Genomic DNA, 24,333 nt, shown 5'->3' with positions numbered 1-24,333 from the left:
GTCAATAGGTTGAAATAACTCCAGGAATTTGCTGATATTCCGCCTTCAGAGGGTTTGCTATGATCAGCGGTTACTGTGATGTGCTTAATGATGCTCAAGTTAAACTCCACGCTTGCCGATAGCCAACCGCAGAATCATGTATTGTGTCCGGTGCGACTGACCACGCCTGACAGACTAAGTAAGATGGGGAAAGCATGAGCACCATTGTGATTTTTTTAGCTGCTTTGCTGGCCTGCTCACTACTTGCGGGATGGCTGATAAAAGTGCGATCCAGACGGCGTCAGCTGCCCTGGACCAACGCCTTCGCGGATGCGCAAACGCGTAAACTCACACCTGAAGAACGTAGCGCCGTTGAAAATTATCTTGAGAGCCTGACGCAGGTATTACAGGTGCCGGGCCCAACGGGAGCCAGCGCGGCACCGATCTCTCTGGCGCTGAATGCCGAAAGCAACAACGTCATGATGCTGACACACGCTATCACGCGTTACGGCATCTCTACCGACGATCCGAATAAATGGCGTTACTACCTCGATTCGGTAGAAGTCCACCTGCCCCCTTTCTGGGAGCAGTACATCAACGATGAGAATACCGTTGAACTGATTCATACCGATTCGCTGCCGCTGGTTATTTCACTCAACGGTCATACGCTGCAGGAGTACATGCAGGAAACTCGCGGCTATGCCTTGCAACCTGTTCCGTCAACACAGGCGTCTATTCGCGGGGAAGAGAGTGAGCAAATCGAGCTACTCAATATTCGCAAAGAAACGCACGAAGAGTATGCGCTAAGTCGTCCGCGCGGGCTGCGCGAAGCGTTGCTGATTGTCGCCTCCTTCCTGATGTTCTTTTTCTGCCTGATTACCCCGGATGTATTTGTTCCGTGGCTGGCAGGCGGCGCGTTACTGCTGCTGGGCGCAGGACTGTGGGGGCTATTCGCGCCCCCGGCAAAATCCTCCCTGCGGGAAATTCATTGTCTGCGCGGTACACCCCGTCGTTGGGGATTGTTTGGCGAAAACGATCAGGAACAGATCAACAATATTTCACTCGGTATTATCGACCTGGTCTATCCCGCACACTGGCAGCCCTACATTGCTCAGGATCTCGGCCAACAAACCGATATCGATATCTATCTCGACCGCCACGTAGTGCGTCAGGGGCGATATCTTTCGCTGCATGATGAAGTAAAAAACTTTCCGTTACAGCACTGGCTGCGCAGTACGATTATCGCTGCGGGCTCGCTACTGGTGCTGTTTATGCTGTTATTCTGGATCCCGCTGGATATGCCGCTGAAATTCACCCTCTCGTGGATGAAAGGCGCGCAGACCATTGAAGCCACCAGCGTGAAACAACTGGCTGACGCTGGCGTGCGGGTTGGCGATACATTGCGTATTAGCGGTACGGGGATGTGTAATATTCGCACTTCCGGTACCTGGAGCGCGAAAACCAATTCACCTTTTTTACCGTTTGACTGCTCGCAGATCATCTGGAATGACGCCCGTTCATTACCATTACCGGAATCTGAACTGGTCAACAAAGCGACGGCATTGACCGAAGCAGTTAACCGCCAGTTACATCCAAAGCCGGAAGATGAATCTCGCGTCAGCGCCTCATTACGCTCAGCGATTCAAAAGTCCGGCATGGTATTGCTTGATGATTTTGGCGATATCGTACTGAAGACAGCGGATCTTTGTTCTGCCAAAGATGACTGTGTGCGACTGAAAAATGCGCTGGTCAATCTCGGCAACAGTAAAGACTGGGACGCGCTGGTTAAACGCGCTAACGCCGGGAAACTCGATGGCGTGAATGTGTTATTACGCCCAGTGAGTGCGGAATCGCTGGATAACCTGGTGGCGACCTCCACCGCACCGTTCATCACGCATGAAACAGCGCGAGCGGCACAGTCACTTAACAGTCCGGCCCCCGGCGGATTCCTGATTGTCAGCGACGAAGGCAGCGATTTTGTTGATCAACCCTGGCCTTCAACATCACTTTACGACTACCCGCCGCAAGAACAGTGGAACGCTTTCCAGAAACTGGCGCAAATGTTAATGCATACGCCGTTTAACGCCGAAGGCATCGTCACAAAAATCTTCACCGACGCCAATGGTACGCAGCATATAGGCCTTCATCCGATCCCGGATCGTTCCGGCCTGTGGCGCTATCTCAGCACCACACTGCTGCTACTGACGATGCTGGGCAGCACTATCTATAATGGCGTACAGGCATGGCGTCGTTACCAGCGTCATCGCACTCGCATGATGGAGATTCAGGCCTATTATGAAAACTGCCTGAATCCGCAACTGATCACGCCTTCAGAAAGCCTTATTGAATAACACGTTTGCGCGGCAGGTTATGCTACCCTGTCGCGCAAATTGCTTCACTCTGGAGATTTCCCTCATGCATATCAACATTGCCTGGCAGGACGTAGATACCGTTCTGCTGGATATGGACGGCACGTTGCTCGACCTCGCCTTCGATAACTATTTCTGGCAAAAGCTGGTGCCTGAAACATGGGGGGCGAAAAACGGGGTCACACCACAGGAAGCGATGGACTATATGCGCCAGCAATATCACGACGTGCAGCATACGCTAAACTGGTACTGTCTTGATTACTGGAGTGAGCAACTGGGTCTGGATATCTGTGCGATGACCACCGAGATGGGACCGCGTGCCGTACTGCGTGAAGATACCATTCCGTTTCTTGAGGCACTGAAAGCCAGTGGTAAGCAACGAATTTTGCTCACCAATGCTCATCCGCATAACCTGGCGGTAAAACTTGAGCATACCGGTCTGGACGCACACCTTGATTTATTACTTTCCACCCACACATTTGGTTATCCGAAAGAGGATCAGCGGTTATGGCATGCGGTGGCCGAAGCTACGGGTCTGAAAGCTGAAAGAACGCTGTTTATTGATGACAGCGAAGCGATTCTCGATGCTGCCGCACAATTTGGTATTCGTTACTGCCTCGGCGTGACTAATCCTGACTCCGGGATTGCCGAGAAACAGTATCAGCACCATCCGTCACTGAATGACTACCGCCGCCTGATCCCCTCGCTAATGTGAAGGAGACGCCATGAAAGAAAAACCTGCTGTTGAGGTTCGACTGGATAAATGGCTATGGGCCGCCCGTTTTTATAAAACCCGCGCGCTGGCCCGCGAAATGATCGAAGGCGGTAAGGTGCACTACAACGGGCAGCGCAGCAAGCCAAGCAAAATCGTCGAGCTGAATGCCACGCTCACTCTGCGCCAGGGAAATGACGAACGAACGGTGATTGTAAAGGCGATTACTGAACAGCGTCGCCCCGCCAGCGAGGCAGTCTTGCTGTATGAAGAGACTGCAGAAAGTGTAGAGAAACGCGAAAAAATGGCGCTGGCACGTAAACTTAATGCCTTAACCATGCCGCACCCGGACCGACGCCCGGACAAAAAAGAGCGCCGCGACCTGTTACGATTTAAACACGGCGACAGTGAATAACTGTCACCTGCAAGAGAGATGATTATGCCGCAACATGACCAATTACATCGCTATCTGTTTGAAAACTTTGCCGTACGCGGCGAACTGGTAACCGTTTCGGAAACCCTGCAACAGATCCTTGAGAATCACGATTATCCGCAGCCCGTTAAAAACGTGCTGGCAGAACTGCTGGTTGCGACCAGCCTGTTAACCGCTACGCTGAAGTTTGATGGTGATATCACCGTACAACTGCAAGGCGACGGACCGATGAATCTGGCGGTTATTAATGGTAACAACAACCAGCAGATGCGCGGTGTGGCGCGCGTGCAGGGCGAAATTCCAGAAAATGCCGACCTGAAAACGCTAGTGGGCAATGGTTACGTGGTGATCACCATCACCCCGAGCGAAGGTGAACGCTATCAGGGCGTGGTGGGTCTGGAAGGTGATACCCTGGCGGCCTGCCTGGAAGATTACTTTATGCGTTCTGAACAGCTGCCGACGCGCCTGTTTATTCGCACCGGCGACGTAGACGGCAAACCGGCTGCAGGCGGTATGTTGTTGCAGGTAATGCCTGCGCAAAATGCCCAGCAGGACGACTTTGACCACCTGGCAACGCTAACCGAAACCATCAAAACCGAAGAACTGCTGACCTTACCGGCAAACGAAGTGTTGTGGCGTTTGTATCACGAAGAAGAGGTGACAGTTTACGATCCGCAGGATGTGGAGTTCAAATGCACCTGTTCGCGTGAACGTTGCGCCGACGCGCTAAAAACGCTGCCGGATGAAGAAGTCGATAGTATCCTGGCGGAAGATGGCGAAATTGACATGCATTGTGATTACTGCGGTAACCACTATCTGTTCAATGCGATGGATATTGCTGAAATCCGCAACAACGCGTCTCCGGCAGATCCGCAAGTTCATTAATGAGTATGTCCGGCAGAGAGGGCTCTGCCGGATTTTACGACGTAATGGCCTGATGCGCTGCGCTTACCAGGCCTACGCAATAATTCGCAAGTTATTGTTGGTAAGATAAAGCGTCGTATCCGATAAAAAATCAAATACGCATTGTCACTTACTTAGGTTTATTTCCAGCGTTTCACCATCTACCGTCAGATCACACCATGCTTTAGGCTTCGTCCCCAGTTTTCCATCCTTCGCAGCAGCGAGTAATTTTTCTTTCGTTATTTGGCGCGGAAGTAAACTCATATCAAGCGCGTCCCATTCTTTTCTATCTGAGTCAAAGCCATAGACAATGACTCTGTCATCATTAAAAGCAAACAGGATCCGCTCCGCCTGACCATCACTATTCAGATCTTGCTCGACCAGTACGCAGGCGTCTTTTTCAATACAGGTCATCACGTTATAGCGATCCTGGATTAAGGCCGACCAGAATGCCGTATCCGGTTTGCCAGAGCCTGGGGCAATTAACACATTTTCGGCTAATACTTTTTCCGATACCTGTTCCTGAAGATGTTGCTCTCCATCTAACGTCATCAGCAGATCCCGTGCGCGTTTCGGGTCTTTCATATACTCGGCATCGCTTTTCAGCGACTCAAGCGCCGCACGTCCATAGCGACCGTTCTGTTCGAGCATGTAGAGACTTACCTGATCTGGCGTGTTCTTGCCGCTCTGATAACGTGCCATATGACTGTTCACACTAATGCGCATACTATCCAGCACCGGCGAATTAAGAAGCACCAGTATTACCAACACCAATAACGAAACCGCAAGGTTCACTTTGCCCTGAAGAACAAGAGGGGTTTGCCCTTTACGCCAGACGATACTGACAAAATACCCCAGCGACCATACCAGTAACACCAGCACCGCCAGCGCGCCCTGCAAGCGGTCGACAGTCCAGCCGTACTGAGCGACCCGCAGCCATAACGCCCAGGCGGCGACGAACACATACAGCGGAGCAGCCAGCAGAGCGGTTTTAATCAGGCAACGCAACGGCCCCGTCCAGGGAAGTGACGCTTTTTGCGGATCGCGGACAATAGCCATTAAAATCAATTGCAAAAAGACCAGCGTCAACAGCAACCCGGCGGCGGAGATGTGGCGAGAAATCGCGCTCAGGCCCGTAAACGGCAGGGTGATGATAAACATCAGGGTTAGCAATGATACTAACGGCAGCAACCCCGTGGCGATTAACGTGAACAACTTTTGAATAGAGTCGATTAAACGTGACTGTGTACGCGCGAGGATCACCGCCAGTGCGGTAACCAGACCTAACGTGAGATAAATAAACCAGTCGGTTGCAAAAAAGAGCGTTTTGAAAAACGTGATGCCAACAAGTTTAAACAACTCGCCCCACAGTAAAAGTACCAGCCACGTCAGGCCATTGGCGAGAAAAATCACCAGTAATATAAGTACGTTATGCCATACTGACTGGTAAAAATAGCGATAGCGGCTACTGTCATTGCGGATGCGAAGGCTTTGTTGTATCCACGGTAGCAACAACATTGCCATCAGCAGCAGATAGCAACCAAAATCCCAAAGCGCCTTTTCAGCTCTCCAGGGGTTCATGCCATCAGTTTGCCACTTCAGCCAGCCGCTCATTCCCAGCGTGGCAATAAACACCAGCGCCAGCCATCCCCAAAGGCGCTTCTGTTTAAAGGAGATCACGGAGAAGAGTAAAACGGATGAAAACGCGACGGTCGCAGGCACGCCATAAACAATCCAACTGAGATTTTTTCCGGCAAGCCAGGCGATCAGCAGGTAACAAACCAGTCCCTGAAGTAATCCGGTAGCAATCATTCCCCAGCGTGTTGCGGGTGAAAGTTCAACGTTATCCATGTTAGTTATCCAGAATCAAAAGGTGGATTAATTATCGCATCCGGGCCGTAGTATTTTGCTTTTTTCAGAAAATAATCAAAAAAAGTTAGCGTGGTGAATCGATACTTTACTGATTGAATTTGCATCAATTTCATTCAGGAATGCGATTCCACTCACAATATTCCCGCCATATAAACCAAGATTTAACCTTTTAAGAACATTTTCCACACCTAAAATGCTATTTCTGCGATAATAGCAACCGTTTCGTGACAGGAATCACGGAGTTTTTTGTCAAATATGAATTTCTCCAGATACGTAAATCTATGAGCCTTGTCGCGGTTAACACCCCCAAAAAGACTTTACTATTCAGGCAATACATATTGGCTAAGGAGCAGTGAAATGCGCGTTAACAATGGTTTGACCCCGCAAGAACTCGAGGCTTATGGTATCAGTGACGTACATGATATCGTTTACAACCCAAGCTACGACCTGCTGTATCAGGAAGAGCTCGATCCGAGCCTGACAGGTTATGAGCGCGGGGTGTTAACTAATCTGGGTGCCGTTGCCGTCGATACCGGTATATTCACCGGTCGCTCACCAAAAGATAAATATATCGTCCGTGACGATACCACTCGCGATACCTTCTGGTGGGCTGATAAAGGCAAAGGTAAGAACGACAACAAACCTCTCTCTCCGGAAACCTGGCAGCATCTGAAGGGCCTGGTGACCAAACAGCTTTCCGGTAAACGTCTGTTCGTTGTCGACGCTTTCTGTGGTGCGAACCCAGACACGCGTCTTTCCGTCCGTTTCATCACCGAAGTGGCCTGGCAGGCGCATTTTGTCAAAAACATGTTTATTCGCCCGAGCGATGAAGAGCTGGCTGGTTTTAAACCTGACTTTATCGTTATGAACGGCGCAAAATGCACTAACCCGCAGTGGAAAGAACAGGGTCTGAACTCCGAAAACTTCGTGGCGTTTAACCTGACCGAGCGCATGCAGCTGATTGGTGGCACCTGGTACGGCGGCGAAATGAAGAAAGGGATGTTCTCAATGATGAACTACCTGCTGCCGCTGAAAGGCATCGCTTCTATGCACTGCTCCGCCAACGTTGGCGAGAAAGGCGATGTTGCGGTGTTCTTTGGTCTTTCCGGCACCGGTAAAACCACCCTTTCCACCGACCCGAAACGTCGCCTGATTGGCGATGACGAGCACGGCTGGGATGACGATGGCGTGTTTAACTTCGAAGGCGGCTGCTACGCGAAAACCATCAAGCTGTCGAAAGAAGCGGAACCTGAAATCTACAACGCTATCCGTCGCGATGCGCTGCTGGAAAACGTCACCGTACGTGAAGATGGCACTATCGATTTTGACGATGGTTCAAAAACCGAGAACACCCGCGTTTCTTATCCGATCTATCACATCGATAACATCGTTAAACCGGTTTCCAAAGCGGGCCACGCAACTAAAGTTATCTTCCTGACCGCAGACGCCTTTGGTGTGCTGCCGCCGGTTTCTCGCCTGACTGCCGATCAAACTCAGTACCACTTCCTCTCTGGCTTCACCGCCAAACTGGCCGGTACTGAACGTGGCATCACCGAACCGACGCCAACCTTCTCCGCTTGCTTCGGCGCGGCGTTCCTGTCGCTGCACCCAACTCAGTACGCAGAAGTGCTGGTGAAACGTATGCAAGCGGCGGGTGCGCAGGCATATCTGGTTAACACTGGCTGGAACGGTACTGGCAAACGTATCTCCATTAAAGATACCCGCGCCATTATCGACGCTATCCTCAACGGTTCGCTGGATAACGCAGAAACCTTCACTCTGCCGATGTTTAACCTGGCGATCCCGACTGAACTGCCGGGCGTAGACACTAAGATCCTCGATCCGCGTAACACCTACGCTTCTCCGGAACAGTGGCAGGAAAAAGCTGAAACGCTGGCGAAACTGTTTATCGACAACTTCGATAAATACACCGACACCCCTGCGGGTGCCGCGCTGGTAGCGGCTGGTCCAAAACTGTAATCCGATAAGTTAAGCGACGAAATCCCCCGTTTCACCAGATACGGGGGATTTTTTATTTTCTGTCAGAATTAAACGGGACAAACAGATAATCCAGCGAGTGGCGTGTTTCACGAAAAAACGTATCCAGTTCAGGCTGCGCTTTTATCGCGCTGGTGGGAATGAAAATATCGCAAAACGCTTTCGTCGCTTCTCTGGGCCAACTCTTCGGTAAATGCAGAAAAAGCCACAAATAATCTTCTTCATACTCAATGCTATAAAAATCTTCCCAGCGAAGTATGCCCTGCTGATGAGATTCATAAAAAACAATCCCCTCGAAATAAAACGCATAACGCACGGGTTTCGTAAAAGTAACTTGCTTTGTTTTTGACTTAAAATCGTTAATTCTTCTGCTGATTAACAGGAACATTGATAAGAGGAGTGGCAACATTAATAGAAGAATTAACGTACTGATTGCGTTGAGTTTAAAGTCATGAGAAGGTTTCAACCATTGTGGGATCATGGGCAATATAGCCAATAAGCCAGCGGTACCAATTCCCCATTTAACCCCTTTAAAACGCTTTTTAATGTAACAGGTATAATGCTTAACGGCAGCGTTGAAGGTGGTTGAGGTGTAGTGGATTTGCACTGTACCGAGGTAATGTGCGGTTTGTGGATCAAAGGGGCAAGGGGGGCTATTCATTCTACTCGCCAGGAGCGCTCACAGGCGCTTACGTCATCATTAATATATGCATTCAGGTAATCATTAAGATCTTTATAACGTGATTCCCCATTGCAGTCATAAACCCAGACCTCTGGCTCAACGGTACTATCTAGCCAAAGGAGAAAAACCATCTCATAACTGTAATCACTACCGGCAAAAAGTGACAGGCGATGAGAACGAAATAGTCCCAAGGCATGGTTATCCCAATTATCACTTGAAGCTACAGCATTCATTTTGATTTCATCAAGAAACGTATCTTCTATGTGTTCCTGCCAAAGCGTTTCCATGTCACTTATACTTAGCCAGCTTCCATGTGTAGCGCTTAACCAACGTCCACAATGTGCAAAACGCGCCTGCAACATAGGGCTGGCCTTCTGCCAGACACCGTTTTTCAATGTCGGGATCCGGCTATCAAACGCAGTGCTTGCAGGTTCAGGAACAACATTGAATGGGCCATCAAATGCTAACCTATTATTTATCGCTTGCTGAATATGTTCCCTGATCATATTTTTCTCCGCGTTAGATCATTTCTGAACCATTAATTTATGGCTTATGTCCCCACGTCCTGAGATAGTAGTTTTCTCGTAAAATGGTCAGTTCAGGGAAACGAGTTGCAGCTTCATCAACCAATGGTGGAATACGATTATCTTTAACTTCAATGAGCAACAAAATAGCCTTCCTTACATTCTCCATCTTTGATGATGCAAAAAGCGGTAATACCAACTCAACGAATCCTCGGCTTTCATTGAAATCAGGCACCTTACTCATCGCCCACAATAATGTTTGCTGACGGTCATCAGTGATACGTTCGAGAAGCGGCAGAAAAGTATCATATTTATTATACTCTGTTTCTCGTATAGCAAAGACAGCTGAGGATAGAGTGTCATCGTCAAGTTCAGGCATTATTATTAACAGTGAATGAATATAATCCTCAATATTCACCACACTATCTCTACAGGCAAAACGGAGATCTTTAATAGCAATATCACGTAATTCATCTGGCATTGTAAAATAGAGTCGAAAAATATCTGCAGCACAAGAAACTTTTTTTTGGCGTAATCTTATGAATGCCTCTTCACACAATTCTTTATCATTCTCTGTGCGGCAAACATGTTCCCAAAGGGCAAAAGTTTCGGGTTCTATCTGTGGAAAACGGCATAGCGAGAATAAAATGGATCTACGTAAATCCGGGATTTTCTCAGTTAAAAACCACTCACGCAGTTGAATTTGCGTTCCTGGCAAACTTCTATCGAAACCCTTCATACTCATGCCAGCAATAAAATCGTCCAGCCAGCGTTCATACCAGTTGAGGAAATTTTTATCATATATAAAATCAAACGGATAATCTTCATCACCATCAGTCAGCATTAACCTTCCGCGATACTGCCCCGTCACCACCAGGCAAATATCATAAGTACATCCCAGGGTGAGAATGGTCAATGCGCCGTCAAAAAAACTATATTCTTCATCATCTTCTGTACGGCCAGCATTCAACACATCAACATCCTGCTGCGTCATATAAAGCGGTACAGGGCTTTCTTTTGTTATATCGCCATAAATATCTGTACCGCCTAAAGATTCAAGACCGTAGGCATGTGCCGGACCGCCATTAGCGATATAGCGAAGAAAAATTCGATATTCCCGTGGCAAAGTGACGCTATGTTTTTTCTCCCAGGAAGCTATTTCCGCCTCGCTGGCAGGCTTCGGCCATTGATATTTCCAACCTTCAGAACCGAATAACTTACATTCAGGATCCAGTGCGGCAATGCGTGGGATTTTTTCTTTTATACGAGCAATCTGTACTTGTTCTTCGTTGGTAAGTTGCATCAAGCTATTCCTTTAGTGTGCTTTTACTAATCAGGATACGCTAGCCTGCAATCAGCTTACAGTACACTTTACTTCGTATGGTGCCGATGTCTGAAACCGTATTCATTCAGTAGATACTGAGTGCACAAAATAAAGCGGGAGGCACCTTCGCCTCCTGTTTTATTTACCCTTCTTTTGTCGTGCCCTGCGCCCGCGTTACCGGCATTGGCAGCCAGGCGCGAATGGAAAGCCCACCCCGTTCGCTGGTGCCAAGCTCCAGCATGCCGTTATGGTTATCCACGATACGCTGCACAATCGCCAGGCCTAGCCCAGTGCCGCTAATGGTGCGCGCACTGTCGCCGCGGACAAACGGCTGGAACAGGTGCTTACGCTGTTCCGGCGCAATTCCCGGACCGTCGTCTTCTACCTGGAACCAGGCGCGATTCGGCTCCGTGCCGCTGCTGACTTTAATCCAGCCGTTGCCGTAACGAGCAGCGTTCACCACCATATTCGCCACTGCACGTTTGATCGACAGCGGGTGCATTTTCACTTCAATGCTGCCGGGGTAAAGCGCAGTTTCAATTTCCCGCTCATAGCCACTTTCGGCAGCTATCACCTCACCGAGCACTGCGTTGAGATCCGCCATTTCCATCGGCATCTCCTGCCCGGTGCGCAGGTAGTCGATAAACTGTTCAATGATGGCATTGCACTCTTCGATATCTTTATTGATCGATTCTGCCAGGTAGCCATCCTGCTCGCTCATCATCTCGGTCGCCAGACGAATACGTGTCAGCGGCGTGCGCAAGTCGTGGCTTACCCCTGCCATCAGCAACGTGCGGTCATCCGCCAGTTGCTTAACACCAGCCGCCATATGGTTAAAGGCGCGGGTAACGGAACGCACCTCCGAAGCGCCATACTCACGCAGCGGCGGCGGAATAATCCCCTTACCCACCTGCAAGGCAGCGTGTTCGAGATCGACCAACGGTCGGTTCTGAATACGAATAAACAGCCACGCCCCGCCTATCGCCAATAGCATAATCGCCAACGTATAGCGGAACAGCGGGGAGAAATCGCCCTGATGAATTTCGGTCAGCGGCACGCGTACCCAAATATTGGGCGACAGCCAGGTTTTCAGCCAGACGACAGGCGAACTTTTGTTGACCTCAACGCGTACTTCCGTCGGGCCGCCCAGTTGCTGCGCCATCTGATGGCTTAAGAATTCATAGTGTTGTGCCCAACGCAGGCCTGCCTCTTCGGCAGCTTCGTTGGAATAGAGAGAGATCCCCAGCTCACGGTAGATCTCCCGACGGAAAGCGGGAGGCACAACCAACTGCGTGCCGTCCTCCAGTTGCAGTTTGTCGGTCATCAACATACGCACTTCGTACGCGAGGACTTTATTAAACTGCTGGAGGCTCGGCAAAATCGCGAAGTTCAGCACCACCAGATAAGTCGTCACCAGGCTGACGAACAGCAAGGTGACGATGAGCAATAACGTACGGGCAAATGAACTTCGTGGCGAGAAGCGCAATCGCCTCATGCTTTAGAACCGTCCGGCACGAAAACGTAGCCCAGACCCCAAACGGTCTGAATGTAACGCGGATGCGCCGGATCTTCTTCCACCATGCGGCGCAGACGCGAGATCTGCACGTCGATGGAACGTTCCATTGCGGAATATTCACGGCCACGGGCAAGGTTCATCAGCTTATCGCGGGAGAGCGGCTCACGCGGATGGCTGACCAGTGCCTTCAGTACCGCAAACTCACCGCTGGTGAGCGGCATCGGCTCATCTTCGCGGAACATTTCACGCGTCCCGAGGTTAAGTTTGAACTTACCGAAAGCAATTACCGCCTCTTCCTGTGACGGCGCGCCCGGCAGTTCGTTGGCCTGACGACGCAGTACCGCACGGATACGGGCCAGCAGTTCACGCGGGTTAAACGGTTTTGGAATGTAGTCGTCAGCACCAATCTCCAGGCCAACAATACGATCCACTTCTTCCCCTTTCGCCGTCACCATAATGATCGGCATCGGGTTGCTCTGGCTACGAAGACGTCGGCAAATCGACAAGCCATCTTCACCAGGTAACATCAAATCCAGTACCATAAGATGGAAAGATTCACGAGTCAGCAGGCGATCCATCTGTTCTGCATTAGCGACGCTTCGAACCTGGAAGCCTTGTTCGGTGAGATAACGTTCCAGCAGCGCACGCAGGCGCATGTCGTCATCGACCACCAGAATCTTGTAGTTCTCTTGCATTCTTTGTACTCCCAAAGGTTCGCAACAATTTGTAAGCGTGTATTCTTAAAAAAGCTTACGTTCGTCACCAGCTAAATCTGGTATGAATTTCAGCCTAAATTGTTACAAAGCATATTAAACAGCAGCTTAAGTATACAATTTATTCGGCGAAACATTATTGATTCTGTTGATATGATCACGTTATACCCAATGTGCGCATTATCAAACAGACAAAGGGAATCAACGAGATGAAAACGCCCCTGGTTACCCGGGAAGGGTATGAAAAACTCAAACAAGAGCTAAATTATCTCTGGCGTGAAGAGCGCCCGGAGGTCACAAAAAAAGTGACCTGGGCTGCAAGTCTGGGCGACCGCAGCGAAAATGCTGACTATCAGTATAATAAAAAGCGTCTGCGTGAAATCGACCGTCGCGTGCGCTATCTCACTAAATGCATGGAAAATCTCAAAATCGTCGATTACTCCCCGCAACAGGAAGGCAAAGTCTTTTTTGGCGCATGGGTGGAGATTGAAAACGACGATGGCGTGACTCACCGTTTTCGTATTGTCGGCTACGATGAAATTTTTGGCCGTAAAGATTACATCTCTATCGATTCCCCAATGGCCCGCGCATTGCTGAAAAAAGAGGTGGGCGATCTGGCGGTGGTCAATACCCCTGCCGGGGAAGCGAGCTGGTATGTTAATGCTATCGAGTACGTGAAACCGTAAGGAAGAGTCTTAACCTCCTGCCGATGGCTGGCATTTTTGCCAGCCAGTCCGTATAACTATCCCCTGATTTTTGATCCGAAAAGATGAACTCAAACCATGATGAATGATTCGTTCTGCCGCATTATTGCGGGTGAAATTCAGGCGCGCCCGGAACAGGTTGACGCTGCCGTTCGCCTGCTTGACGAAGGGAATACCGTGCCGTTTATCGCACGTTATCGTAAGGAAATCACCGGCGGTCTGGATGACACGCAGTTGCGTAATCTGGAAACGCGTCTGAGCTATCTGCGCGAGCTGGAAGAGAGACGTCAGGCAATCCTCAAGTCCATTTCCGAGCAAGGTAAACTCACCGACGAACTGGCGAATGCTATCAACGCCACCTTAAGTAAAACCGAACTCGAAGACCTCTACCTGCCCTACAAACCTAAACGCCGCACCCGCGGGCAAATTGCTATTGAAGCAGGGCTTGAGCCGTTGGCCGACCTGCTGTGGAACGATCCGTCGCACACGCCAGAAGTCGCCGCTGCACAATATGTTGATGCCGATAAAGGCGTAGCAGATACCAAAGCCGCGCTGGACGGCGCGCGCTATATCCTGATGGAACGGTTTGCCGAAGATGCCGCGCTGCTGGCGAAAGTGCGTGATTATCTGTGGAAGAACGCGCATTTGGTTTCTACGGTGGTGAACGGTAAAGAAGAGGAAGGGGCGAAATTCCGCGACTATTTCGATCATCACGAACCGCTGTCAACGGTGCCTTCTCACCGCGCGCTGGCGATGTTCCGTGGGCGTAACGAAGGCGTACTCCAGCTTTCGCTAAATGCCGATCCGCAGTTCGACGAACCGCCAAAAGAGAGCTATTGCGAGCAAATCATCATGGATCACCTCGGTCTGCGCCTGAACAATGCCCCGGCGGATAGCTGGCGCAAAGGCGTGGTGAGCTGGACCTGGCGCATCAAGGTGCTGATGCACCTGGAAACCGAACTGATGGGTACCGTGCGCGAACGCGCGGAAGATGAAGCAATCAACGTCTTTGCCCGTAACCTGCACGATCTTCTGATGGCGGCTCCTGCCGGACTGCGTGCAACGATGGGCCTCGATCCGGGTCTGCGTACTGGGGTAAAAGTGGCGGTAGTCGATGCGACGGGTAAACTGGTGGCCACCGACACCATTTATCCGCACACCGGACAAGCCGCAAAAGCAGCGATGACCGTTGCTGCCTTGTGTGAAAAACATAACGTTGAACTGGTGGCAATCGGTAACGGTACGGCTTCCCGCGAAACCGAGCGTTTCTATCTCGACGTTCAGAAGCAGTTTCCGAAAGTGACCGCACAGAAAGTGATCGTCAGCGAAGCAGGCGCGTCGGTTTACTCGGCTTCCGAACTGGCGGCGCAGGAGTTCCCGGATCTCGATGTTTCGCTGCGTGGCGCAGTGTCTATCGCCCGCCGTTTGCAGGATCCGCTGGCGGAGCTGGTGAAAATCGATCCGAAATCTATCGGCGTAGGTCAGTATCAGCATGATGTCAGCCAGACGCAACTGGCCCGCAAACTGGATGCAGTAGTAGAAGACTGCGTAAACGCCGTTGGCGTCGATCTCAACACCGCTTCCGTTCCGCTGTTAACCCGCGTGGCGGGCCTGACGCGCATGATGGCGCAAAACATCGTGGCCTGGCGCGATGAGAACGGTCAGTTCCAGAACCGTCAGCAACTGCTGAAAGTGAGCCGTGTGGGGCCGAAAGCCTTCGAGCAGTGCGCAGGTTTCTTGCGCATTAACCACGGTGACAACCCGCTGGACGCCTCTACTGTTCACCCGGAAGCCTATCCGGTGGTGGAACGCATTCTGGCAGCAACACAGCAGGCACTGAAAGATCTGATGGGTAACAGCAGCGAACTGCGTAACCTGAAAGCGTCTGACTTTACTGATGAGAAATTCGGTGTGCCGACAGTAACTGACATCATCAAAGAGCTGGAAAAACCGGGTCGCGATCCGCGTCCGGAATTTAAAACCGCTCAGTTTGCCGATGGCGTCGAGACAATGAACGACCTGCAACCGGGTATGATCCTCGAAGGTGCGGTGACCAACGTCACCAACTTTGGCGCGTTTGTCGATATTGGCGTGCATCAGGACGGCCTGGTTCACATCTCTTCATTGTCGAACAAGTTTGTGGAAGATCCGCATACCGTGGTGAAAGCGGGCGACATTGTGAAGGTGAAAGTGCTGGAAGTGGATCTTCAGCGTAAACGTATCGCCCTGACTATGCGTCTGGACGAGCAGCCTGGCGAAACCAACGCCCGTCGCGGCGGCGGTAATGAACGTCCGCAAAACAACCGCCCGGCAGCCAAACCACGCGGTCGTGAAGCGCAGCCTGCCGGTAACAGCGCGATGATGGATGCGCTGGCGGCGGCAATGGGCAAAAAACGTTAAACCTCCTGATTGGCCTACGGTTCGAATTTGCACAAGATCGTAGGCCAGATCAGGCGTTCACGCCGCATCTGGCAATAAACGCCATGCCTGACATAAAAATGCCGGAGAATATCTCCGGCATTTTTATTCCACAACCAAACTCACACTATATTTCGTCAATATTTATCACTTCATTAACAACTGAAACCTTAATTAAACATTAACCCGCCCTGATAATTCGCCATTCGAATTATATTTTCGCTGCGATATAACCTTGAGCCACATCAACATTCACGCAGATTATTATCTAAACCAACATTCGCACACATTTTAAGTATTGCTGATAGAAACCATTCTCATTATCATTGTGTTGTTGATTATTTAATCTCTCCTTCGTTGGCAAATCATCTGGTCTCATGTCGCTGTCAAACGCCCCATGAGGTAGTTATCCAGTTAATGAGAAACAAGTAGGCACCTATGCAATACACTCCAGATACTGCGTGGAAAATCACTGGCTTTTCCCGTGAAATCAGCCCGGCATATCGCCAAAAACTGCTTTCTCTTGGCATGTTACCTGGCTCCTCTTTTAATGTGGTGCGCGTCGCTCCACTTGGCGACCCCATTCATATCGAAACCCGTCGAGTGAGCCTGGTATTACGCAAAAAAGATCTGGCCTTATTAGAAGTGGAAGCGGTTTCCTGTTAATACGGTGATAACAACAATGAAAAAATTAACCATTGGCTTAATTGGTAATCCAAATTCTGGCAAGACAACCTTATTTAACCAGCTCACTGGCGCACGTCAGCGTGTAGGTAACTGGGCTGGCGTTACCGTCGAACGTAAAGAAGGGCAATTCTCCACCACCGATCATCAGGTCACGCTGGTGGACCTGCCCGGCACCTATTCTCTGACCACCATCTCATCGCAGACCTCGCTCGATGAGCAAATCGCCTGTCACTACATTTTGAGTGGCGACGCTGACCTGCTGATTAACGTGGTGGATGCGTCTAACCTTGAGCGTAACCTGTACCTGACGCTACAACTGCTGGAACTCGGCATTCCCTGCATCGTGGCGCTGAACATGCTAGACATTGCCGAGAAGCAAAATATTCGCATTGAAATTGATGCTCTGTCGGCGCGTCTTGGCTGCCCGGTGATCCCGCTGGTTTCAACTCGTGGTCGCGGTATTGAAGCGCTCAAGCTGGCGATTGATCGCTATAAAGCTAACGAGAATGTGGAACTGGTGCATTACGCACAGCCGCTGCTCAACGAAGCAGATTCACTGGCAAAAGTGATGCCTTCCGACATCCCGCTGAAACAACGTCGCTGGCTGGGCCTGCAAATGCTGGAAGGCGATATCTACAGCCGCGCCTACGCCGGTGAAGCGTCGCAGCATCTTGATGCCGCCCTCGCCCGTCTGCGTAATGAGATGGACGATCCGGCGCTGCACATTGCCGATGCGCGTTACCAGTGCATTGCTGCCATCTGTGATGTGGTAAGCAACACCCTGACGGCAGAACCCAGCCGTTTCACCACTGCGGTAGATAAAATCGTGCTCAACCGTTTCCTCGGTCTGCCGATTTTCCTCTTTGTGATGTACCTGATGTTCCTGCTAGCTATCAACATCGGCGGGGCGTTACAGCCGTTGTTTGACGTCGGCTCCGTGGCGCTATTTGTGCATGGTATTCAGTGGATTGGCTACACGCTCCACTTCCCGGACTGGCTGACTATCTTCCTCGCCCAGGGCTTGGGTGGCGGTATTAACACCGTTCTGCCACTGGTGCCACAGATCGGCATGATGTACCTGTTCCTCTCCTTCCTCGAGGACTCCGGCTATATGGCGCGTGCGGCGTTTGTGATGGACCGTCTGATGCAGGCGCTGGGCTTGCCCGGGAAATCCTTTGTACCGCTGATCGTTGGTTTCGGTTGTAACGTACCGTCGGTAATGGGCGCACGTACGCTTGATGCACCGCGTGAACGTCTGATGACCATCATGATGGCACCGTTTATGTCCTGCGGCGCGCGTCTGGCTATCTTCGCCGTATTCGCGGCTGCCTTCTTCGGGCAGAACGGTGCGCTGGCGGTCTTCTCGCTGTATATGCTCGGTATTGTGATGGCGGTGCTGACTGGCCTGATGCTCAAGTACACCATCATGCGCGGTGAAGCGACGCCGTTTGTCATGGAGCTACCGGTCTACCATGTACCACACGTTAAAAGCCTGATTATCCAGACCTGGCAGCGTCTGAAAGGTTTCGTTCTGCGTGCTGGTAAAGTGATTATCATCGTCAGCATTTTCCTGAGCGCTTTCAACAGCTTCTCTCTGAGCGGGAAAATCGTCGATAACATCAACGACTCGGCGCTGGCTTCCGTCAGCCGGGTGATCACCCCGGTCTTCAAGCCGATTGGCGTACATGAAGATAACTGGCAGGCAACTGTTGGCCTGTTTACAGGCGCAATGGCGAAAGAAGTGGTGGTGGGTACGCTCAACACCCTCTACACCGCAGAAAATATTCAGGACGAAGAGTTCAATCCGGCGGAATTTAACCTCGGTGAAGAGCTATTCAGCGCGGTAGATGAAACCTGGCAGAGCCTGAAAGACACCTTCAGTCTTAGCGTACTGATGAACCCCATTGAAGCGAGCAAAGGCGACGGTGAAATGGGTACCGGAGCGATGGGCGTGATGGATCAGAAATTTGGAAGCGCAGCAGCTGCTTACAGCTACCTGATTTTCGTTCTGCTGTATGTACCGTGTATCTCGGTGATGGGTGCTATCGCGCGTGAATCCAGCCGTGGCTGGATGGGCTTCTCCATCCTGTGGGGGCTAAATATCGCTTACTCGTTGGCAACATTGTTCTACCAGGTCGCCAGCTACAGCCAGCATCCAACCTACAGCCTGGTATGCATTCTGGCGGTTATCCTGTTTAACATCGTGGTTATCGGTTTGCTGCGTCGCGCGCGTAGCCGGGTCGATATCGAACTGCTGGCAACACGCAAATCGGTAAGCAGTTGCTGTGCAGCCAGCACCACTGGCGATTGCCACTAAGGATACAGCAATGGCTTCGCTCATTCAGGTGCGTGATTTGCTGGCATTACGGGGCCGTATGGAAGCGGCCCAGATAAGCCAGACATTGAACACTCCGCAACCCATGATTAACGCCATGCTGCAACAGCTGGAAAGTATGGGCAAAGCCGTGCGGATTCAGGAAGAACCTGACGGCTGCCTCTCTGGCAGTTGTAAAAGCTGCCCGGAAGGCAAAGCCTGTCTGCGTGAGTGGTGGGCGTTACGTTAACCTTGTTTTACTGCCTGTTTTGAAAGCCCGGTATGCGTTTGCAACCGGGCTTTTTTGCGTGCGGCTTTCCATAATAATGCAACTCTTGCAGTACAACGTAAGTTCCTCTGAAAGCGTCTCGCAGGGATGAAAACTCGCTAATGCACAGGTGTGGAGTGGCGCGTAGAGTCGCGGCATTCAAACAACAGGTGAAGGAACGCCATGAGCAAAAAGCAGAGTTCCACCCCACACGATGCGCTGTTCAAACTCTTTTTACGCCAACCGGACACGGCACGCGATTTTCTTGCGTTCCATTTACCGGCACCTATTCACGCGCTCTGTGATATGAAAACCCTCAAGCTGGAGTCGAGCAGCTTTATTGATGACGATCTGCGTGAAAGCTATTCCGACGTGCTGTGGTCGGTGAAAACGGAACAAGGACCGGGATATATCTATTGTCTGATTGAACATCAAAGCACCTCAAACAAACTGATCGCATTTCGCATGATGCGTTACGCCATTGCCGCAATGCAAAATCACCTGGATGCCGGATACAAAACGTTGCCGATGGTGGTGCCATTGTTGTTTTACCACGGCATTGAAAGCCCATATCCCTATTCACTGTGTTGGCTGGATTGTTTCGCCGATCCCAAACTGGCCAGACAGCTTTATGCCTCTGCATTCCCGCTGATTGATGTCACTGTCATGCCTGATGATGAAATCATGCAGCACCGACGCATGGCGCTGCTGGAGTTAATTCAAAAACATATTCGTCAACGCGATCTGATGGGACTGGTAGAGCAAATGGCCTGCTTATTAAGTAGTGGATACGCTAATGACAGACAAATCAAAGGGCTGTTTAATTACATACTGCAAACTGGCGATGCAGTACGTTTTAATGATTTTATCGATGGTGTGGCCGAACGTTCACCGAAACACAAGGAGAGTTTAATGACTATTGCGGAAAGATTGCGGCAAGAGGGGGAACAATCCAAAGCCTTGCATATAGCAAAAATAATGCTTGAATCCGGAGTCCCTCTTGCGGACATCATGCGTTTTACCGGGGTGTCAGAAGAGGAGTTGGCTGCGGCGAGCCAGTAAAGTTCTGTCTCGCCATTTCAACAGCTGTCTACACCCTCTGCTTCAACGCCACCAGCAGGTGACAAAACTCGTCCGGATGAGAAATAAACGGCGCATGGGCCGCTTTGGCGAAGATGTACGACTCGCTGTGTGGCCAGAGTTTATCCAGCATCGGCACCACTTTGCGCGGCACCAGACCATCGAGATAGCCATACAATCGCAAAAACGGCATGGACACGTTTTGCAGCGGCTGGCGGAGATCGACCGTTTTCAGTATTTCCAGCCCACCATTGAGCACGTCAACCTTCGGCATCGGCAGCGCCAGAACGGTTTTCTTCAGCGCTCGCGCATCCTGGCGTGCCGTTTCTGTACCCATGGTTTGTAACGCAAGGAACCGTTCTACCGTGCGCTGAAAATCTTCACTGAGTTGCTGCTGGAAACCTGCCAGCACGTCCGGTTTGATCCCCGGCCAATCGTCACGAGCACTAAAACATGGCGACGACGCCACGGTGACCAGCGCCTGAACCCGCTCGGGATGGGTTAACGCAATCTGGCTTGCCACCAGTCCGCCCAAACTCCAGCCTAACCAGATAGCTTTGTCCGGCGCTTGTCGCAGCACGACTTCAGCCATATCAGCAAGTGACATCGCACCAAATCCCTGGCTGCGCCCGAAGCCGGGCAGATCAACGAGATGCAGCGTAAAATGCGAGCTAAGTTCCTCATCAATGCAACGCCACACTTCGGCATTCAGTCCCCATCCGTGCAGCAGCACAAGATGAACATTCCCCTGACCTTTGGTCTGCCACCAGATGTTATTCATCCGCTATTGTTCTCTTTTTACTTACAAGGATGAACATATGCTAACAGTACCGGGATTATGCTGGCTATGCCGAATGCCCCTGGCGTTAGGTCATTGGGGGATTTGTTCGGTATGCTCTCGCGCCACCCGTACAGATAAAACGTTATGCCCACAATGTGGATTACCCGCAACACACTCCCATCTTCCCTGTGGTCGCTGCCTGCAAAAACCACCGCCGTGGCAAAGACTGGTCACGGTTGCCGACTATGCACCGCCGTTAAGTCCGCTCATCCACCAGCTTAAGTTTTCCCGGCGTTGCGAAATCGCCAGCGCCCTGTCACGTCTGTTACTATTGGAAGTCTTACACGCTCGTCGCGCCACCGGTTTGCAATTGCCGGACCGCATCATCAGCGTGCCGTTATGGCAGCGGCGTCACTGGCGTCGGGGATTTAATCAGAGCGATTTGCTGTGTCAGCCGTTATCACGCTGGTTGCACTGCCAATGGGATAGCGAAGCCGTCACACGTACACGGGCCACTGCGACCCAGCATTTTCTTAGCGCCCGGCTGCGCAAACGCAACCTGAAAAATGCCTTTCGCCTTGAATTGCCTGTGCAAGGTCGCCATATGGTGATAGTGGATGATGTCGTTACCACCGGAAGTACCGTCGCAGAGATTGCGCAGTTGCTTTTACGCAATGGTGCGGCGACTGTCCAGGTCTGGTGCCTTTGTCGAACCTTGTAGAGCCTCGATGATGGGCGTATTATAACCAACTAAAATAGTCAACTATTAGGCCATTACTATGATCCGTATTTCCGATGCTGCACAAGCGCACTTTGCCAAACTGCTGGCAAATCAGGAAGAAGGGACACAAATCCGCGTATTTGTGATTAACCCTGGCACGCCTAACGCTGAATGTGGTGTTTCTTATTGTCCGCCGGACGCTGTGGAAGCCACCGACACTGCCCTGAAATTTGACCTGCTGACCGCGTATGTTGATGAGTTAAGCGCGCCTTACCTGGAAGATGCAGAGATCGACTTTGTTACTGACCAGTTGGGTTCTCAGCTGACGCTGAAAGCCCCAAACGCCAAAATGCGCAAAGTAGCTGACGATGCGCCGCTGATGGAGCGCGTGGAGTATATGCTGCAGTCGCAGATCAACCCACAGCTTGCCGGTCACGGTGGTCGCGTTTCGCTGATGGAAATCACCGAAGACGGTTACGCCATTCTGCAATTTGGCGGCGGTTGTAACGGTTGTTCAATGGTCGATGTGACGCTGAAAGAAGGGATCGAAAAGCAGCTGCTGAACGAATTCCCGGAGCTGAAAGGTGTACGCGATCTCACCGAACACCAGCGCGGCGAACACTCTTACTACTAAGTTATCCTCTCTTTTATAGATTGCCCGATGCGACGCTAAAGCGTCTTATCGGGCCGTCTGCCAGGCGTTGGCGCTACATTGCCTCGGCAAATCCAGTCCCTACGTTTCCCCGCGATAATATGACCAACCTCTCATAATTTAAATTTACCCCGCTCTGGTGATTCTCAAACGCCAGATGTTACCCGTATCATTCACGCGGGTACCAAACATACTCCTGACATCTGACTACAATAATTAGTTTTAGTGGGTATCAGTCGTGGTGCCGCAATATCTCTGTTCCCGATTGGGATAATTAGAGTTTGTCGTCAGAAAATTGACGTTACCCATAACAAATGAAAGGCCAGGTAAATCATGCCATTAGTCATTGTTGCTATCGGTGTAATCTTGTTGTTGCTCCTGATGATCCGCTTCAAAATGAACGGATTCATCGCTCTCGTCCTCGTGGCGCTTGCTGTTGGATTAATGCAGGGAATGCCGCTGGATAAAGTTATTGGCTCCATCAAAGCTGGTGTCGGCGGGACGCTCGGTAGCCTTGCCCTGATCATGGGTTTTGGCGCGATGCTGGGCAAAATGCTGGCAGACTGCGGTGGTGCACAACGTATCGCCACCACGCTGATTGCCAAATTTGGTAAAAAACACATCCAATGGGCGGTAGTGTTAACCGGTTTTACTGTCGGTTTTGCCCTGTTCTATGAAGTGGGCTTCGTGCTAATGCTGCCGCTGGTGTTTACCATCGCGGCTTCCGCGAATATTCCGCTGCTGTATGTTGGTGTACCAATGGCGGCTGCGCTGTCTGTGACCCACGGCTTCCTGCCGCCACATCCGGGCCCAACTGCGATTGCCACCATTTTCAATGCCGATATGGGTAAAACCCTGCTGTACGGGACTATTCTGGCAATCCCGACCGTTATTCTCGCGGGTCCGGTTTACGCTCGCGTGCTGAAAGGTATCGATAAGCCAATCCCGGAAGGTCTGTACAGCGCGAAAACCTTCAGCGAAGAAGAGATGCCAAGCTTTGGCGTCAGCGTCTGGACTTCTCTGGTGCCGGTTGTGCTGATGGCGATGCGTGCAATTGCCGAAATGATCCTGCCGAAAGGTCACGCTTTCCTGCCGGTGGCGGAGTTCCTCGGTGACCCGGTAATGGCAACGCTGATTGCCGTGCTGATTGCGATGTTCACCTTTGGTCTGAACCGTGGTCGTTCAATGGATCAGATTAACGACACGCTGGTTTCTTCCATCAAAATCATCGCGATGATGCTGTTGATCATCGGTGGTGGCGGTGCGTTCAAGCAGGTGCTGGTAGACAGCGGCGTAGACAAATACATTGCTTCCATGATGCACGAAACCAACATTTCTCCGCTGCTGATGGCCTGGTCGATTGCTGCCGTACTGCGTATCGCGCTGGGTTCCGCAACCGTTGCGGCAATCACTGCGGGGGGTATCGCGGCACCACTGATTGCAACGACAGGCGTTAGCCCGGAACTGATGGTTATTGCGGTTGGTTCCGGTAGTGTGATTTTCTCTCACGTGAACGATCCGGGCTTCTGGCTGTTCAAAGAGTACTTTAACCTGACTATCGGCGAGACCATCAAGTCCTGGTCGATGCTGGAAACCATTATCTCGGTGTGCGGTCTGGTAGGCTGTCTGCTGCTGAATATGGTGATTTGATAACACTGACTGCCGGATGCATCGCATCCGGCA

The 24,333-nt window shown here is 51.1% G+C and carries 21 protein-coding genes; 14 read left to right on the top strand and 7 right to left on the bottom strand.

The window, feature by feature from the left end; genetic code table 11:
- Positions 1-194: 194 nt before the first annotated feature.
- The 4 genes from igaA to hslO all read left to right on the top strand — a co-directional run bounded on the left by igaA (position 195) and on the right by hslO (position 4,378).
- Positions 195-2,330: an intracellular growth attenuator protein IgaA gene (gene igaA / locus HEN33_RS04430; protein WP_176262948.1), complete on the top strand. Its 2,136-nt coding sequence runs from the start codon at positions 195-197 to the stop codon at positions 2,328-2,330.
- Positions 2,331-2,394: 64 nt separating this feature from the next.
- Complete coding sequence (yrfG, locus tag HEN33_RS04425; RefSeq protein ID WP_001353628.1) at positions 2,395-3,063, top strand: GMP/IMP nucleotidase; 669 nt, start codon at positions 2,395-2,397, stop codon at positions 3,061-3,063.
- 10 nt (positions 3,064-3,073) lie between these two features.
- Entirely contained in the window at positions 3,074-3,475 is a 402-nt protein-coding gene (gene hslR, locus HEN33_RS04420; protein ID WP_000660487.1) for a ribosome-associated heat shock protein Hsp15, read from the top strand.
- Positions 3,476-3,499: 24 nt separating this feature from the next.
- Complete coding sequence (gene hslO, locus HEN33_RS04415; protein ID WP_001135574.1) at positions 3,500-4,378, top strand: Hsp33 family molecular chaperone HslO; 879 nt, start codon at positions 3,500-3,502, stop codon at positions 4,376-4,378.
- A 144-nt stretch (positions 4,379-4,522) separates the two neighbouring features.
- On the opposite strand, the gene HEN33_RS04410 is transcribed toward hslO, so the two are convergent.
- A complete protein-coding gene (locus tag HEN33_RS04410) occupies positions 4,523-6,247 on the bottom strand; it encodes a DUF4153 domain-containing protein (RefSeq protein ID WP_176262949.1) in 1,725 nt (574 codons plus the stop codon).
- A 378-nt stretch (positions 6,248-6,625) separates the two neighbouring features.
- On the opposite strand from HEN33_RS04410, the gene pckA reads away from it, so the two are divergent.
- The gene (gene pckA, locus HEN33_RS04405; RefSeq protein ID WP_001298201.1) at positions 6,626-8,248 is read left to right on the top strand and encodes a phosphoenolpyruvate carboxykinase (ATP); all 1,623 of its coding nucleotides are present in this window, start codon (positions 6,626-6,628) and stop codon (positions 8,246-8,248) included.
- A gap of 52 nt (positions 8,249-8,300) precedes the next feature.
- Here pckA and HEN33_RS04400 read toward each other — a convergent pair whose 3' ends face one another.
- The 5 genes from HEN33_RS04400 to ompR all read right to left on the bottom strand — a co-directional run bounded on the left by HEN33_RS04400 (position 8,301) and on the right by ompR (position 13,007).
- Positions 8,301-8,873, bottom strand: coding sequence for a hypothetical protein (locus tag HEN33_RS04400; protein WP_241956675.1), 573 nt, complete (start codon positions 8,871-8,873; stop codon positions 8,301-8,303).
- A 50-nt stretch (positions 8,874-8,923) separates the two neighbouring features.
- On the bottom strand, positions 8,924-9,454 hold the full coding sequence (locus HEN33_RS04395) for a hypothetical protein (protein WP_000617565.1): 531 nt from the start codon (positions 9,452-9,454) through the stop codon (positions 8,924-8,926).
- Positions 9,455-9,491: 37 nt separating this feature from the next.
- On the bottom strand, positions 9,492-10,775 hold the full coding sequence (locus tag HEN33_RS04390) for an SMI1/KNR4 family protein (RefSeq protein WP_105288281.1): 1,284 nt from the start codon (positions 10,773-10,775) through the stop codon (positions 9,492-9,494).
- Positions 10,776-10,938: 163 nt separating this feature from the next.
- Complete coding sequence (envZ, locus tag HEN33_RS04385; protein WP_001253705.1) at positions 10,939-12,291, bottom strand: two-component system sensor histidine kinase EnvZ; 1,353 nt, start codon at positions 12,289-12,291, stop codon at positions 10,939-10,941.
- Positions 12,288-13,007, bottom strand: a complete 720-nt coding sequence (ompR, locus tag HEN33_RS04380) for an osmolarity response regulator transcription factor OmpR (protein WP_001157751.1) — start codon at positions 13,005-13,007, stop codon at positions 12,288-12,290. Before ompR ends, envZ begins: the two co-directional genes overlap by 4 nt.
- 227 nt (positions 13,008-13,234) lie before the next feature.
- On the opposite strand from ompR, the gene greB reads away from it, so the two are divergent.
- The 6 genes from greB (at position 13,235) to rpnA (ending at position 20,478) form a co-directional block, all read left to right on the top strand.
- Complete coding sequence (greB, locus tag HEN33_RS04375) at positions 13,235-13,711, top strand: transcription elongation factor GreB (RefSeq protein ID WP_000856744.1); 477 nt, start codon at positions 13,235-13,237, stop codon at positions 13,709-13,711.
- A 96-nt stretch (positions 13,712-13,807) separates the two neighbouring features.
- Positions 13,808-16,129: a Tex family protein gene (locus tag HEN33_RS04370; protein WP_105288280.1), complete on the top strand. Its 2,322-nt coding sequence runs from the start codon at positions 13,808-13,810 to the stop codon at positions 16,127-16,129.
- Positions 16,130-16,585: 456 nt separating this feature from the next.
- Entirely contained in the window at positions 16,586-16,813 is a 228-nt protein-coding gene (feoA, locus tag HEN33_RS04365; RefSeq protein WP_001200455.1) for a ferrous iron transporter A, read from the top strand.
- A 16-nt stretch (positions 16,814-16,829) separates the two neighbouring features.
- Positions 16,830-19,151 carry a Fe(2+) transporter permease subunit FeoB gene (gene feoB / locus HEN33_RS04360; protein ID WP_000737014.1) on the top strand — a complete coding sequence of 774 codons (2,322 nt, stop codon included), beginning with the start codon at positions 16,830-16,832 and terminating at the stop codon, positions 19,149-19,151.
- Between the two features lie 10 nt (positions 19,152-19,161).
- Positions 19,162-19,398, top strand: a complete 237-nt coding sequence (feoC, locus tag HEN33_RS04355; protein WP_000157586.1) for a [Fe-S]-dependent transcriptional repressor FeoC — start codon at positions 19,162-19,164, stop codon at positions 19,396-19,398.
- Positions 19,399-19,599: 201 nt separating this feature from the next.
- Positions 19,600-20,478: a recombination-promoting nuclease RpnA gene (gene rpnA / locus HEN33_RS04350; RefSeq protein WP_069913701.1), complete on the top strand. Its 879-nt coding sequence runs from the start codon at positions 19,600-19,602 to the stop codon at positions 20,476-20,478.
- A gap of 28 nt (positions 20,479-20,506) precedes the next feature.
- Here rpnA and bioH read toward each other — a convergent pair whose 3' ends face one another.
- The gene (bioH, locus tag HEN33_RS04345; protein WP_001060062.1) at positions 20,507-21,277 is read right to left on the bottom strand and encodes a pimeloyl-ACP methyl ester esterase BioH; all 771 of its coding nucleotides are present in this window, start codon (positions 21,275-21,277) and stop codon (positions 20,507-20,509) included.
- A 37-nt stretch (positions 21,278-21,314) separates the two neighbouring features.
- Between bioH and gntX the strand changes: the two genes are divergently transcribed.
- The 3 genes from gntX to gntT all read left to right on the top strand — a co-directional run bounded on the left by gntX (position 21,315) and on the right by gntT (position 24,300).
- On the top strand, positions 21,315-21,998 hold the full coding sequence (gntX, locus tag HEN33_RS04340; protein ID WP_001355000.1) for a DNA utilization protein GntX: 684 nt from the start codon (positions 21,315-21,317) through the stop codon (positions 21,996-21,998).
- 58 nt (positions 21,999-22,056) lie between these two features.
- Positions 22,057-22,632 (top strand): Fe-S biogenesis protein NfuA, encoded by a 576-nt coding sequence (gene nfuA / locus HEN33_RS04335; protein ID WP_000619389.1) that lies wholly within the window; start codon positions 22,057-22,059, stop codon positions 22,630-22,632.
- A gap of 351 nt (positions 22,633-22,983) precedes the next feature.
- Complete coding sequence (gene gntT, locus HEN33_RS04330; RefSeq protein ID WP_001131758.1) at positions 22,984-24,300, top strand: gluconate transporter; 1,317 nt, start codon at positions 22,984-22,986, stop codon at positions 24,298-24,300.
- Positions 24,301-24,333 lie beyond the last annotated feature (33 nt).

It is taken from the genome of Escherichia sp. 94.0001 (assembly GCF_013369155.2).
Lineage (GTDB): Bacteria > Pseudomonadota > Gammaproteobacteria > Enterobacterales > Enterobacteriaceae > Escherichia > Escherichia coli_F.
The sequence above is the reverse complement of the archived record's forward strand: the minus strand, read 5'-3'. Positions and strand labels throughout refer to the sequence as shown.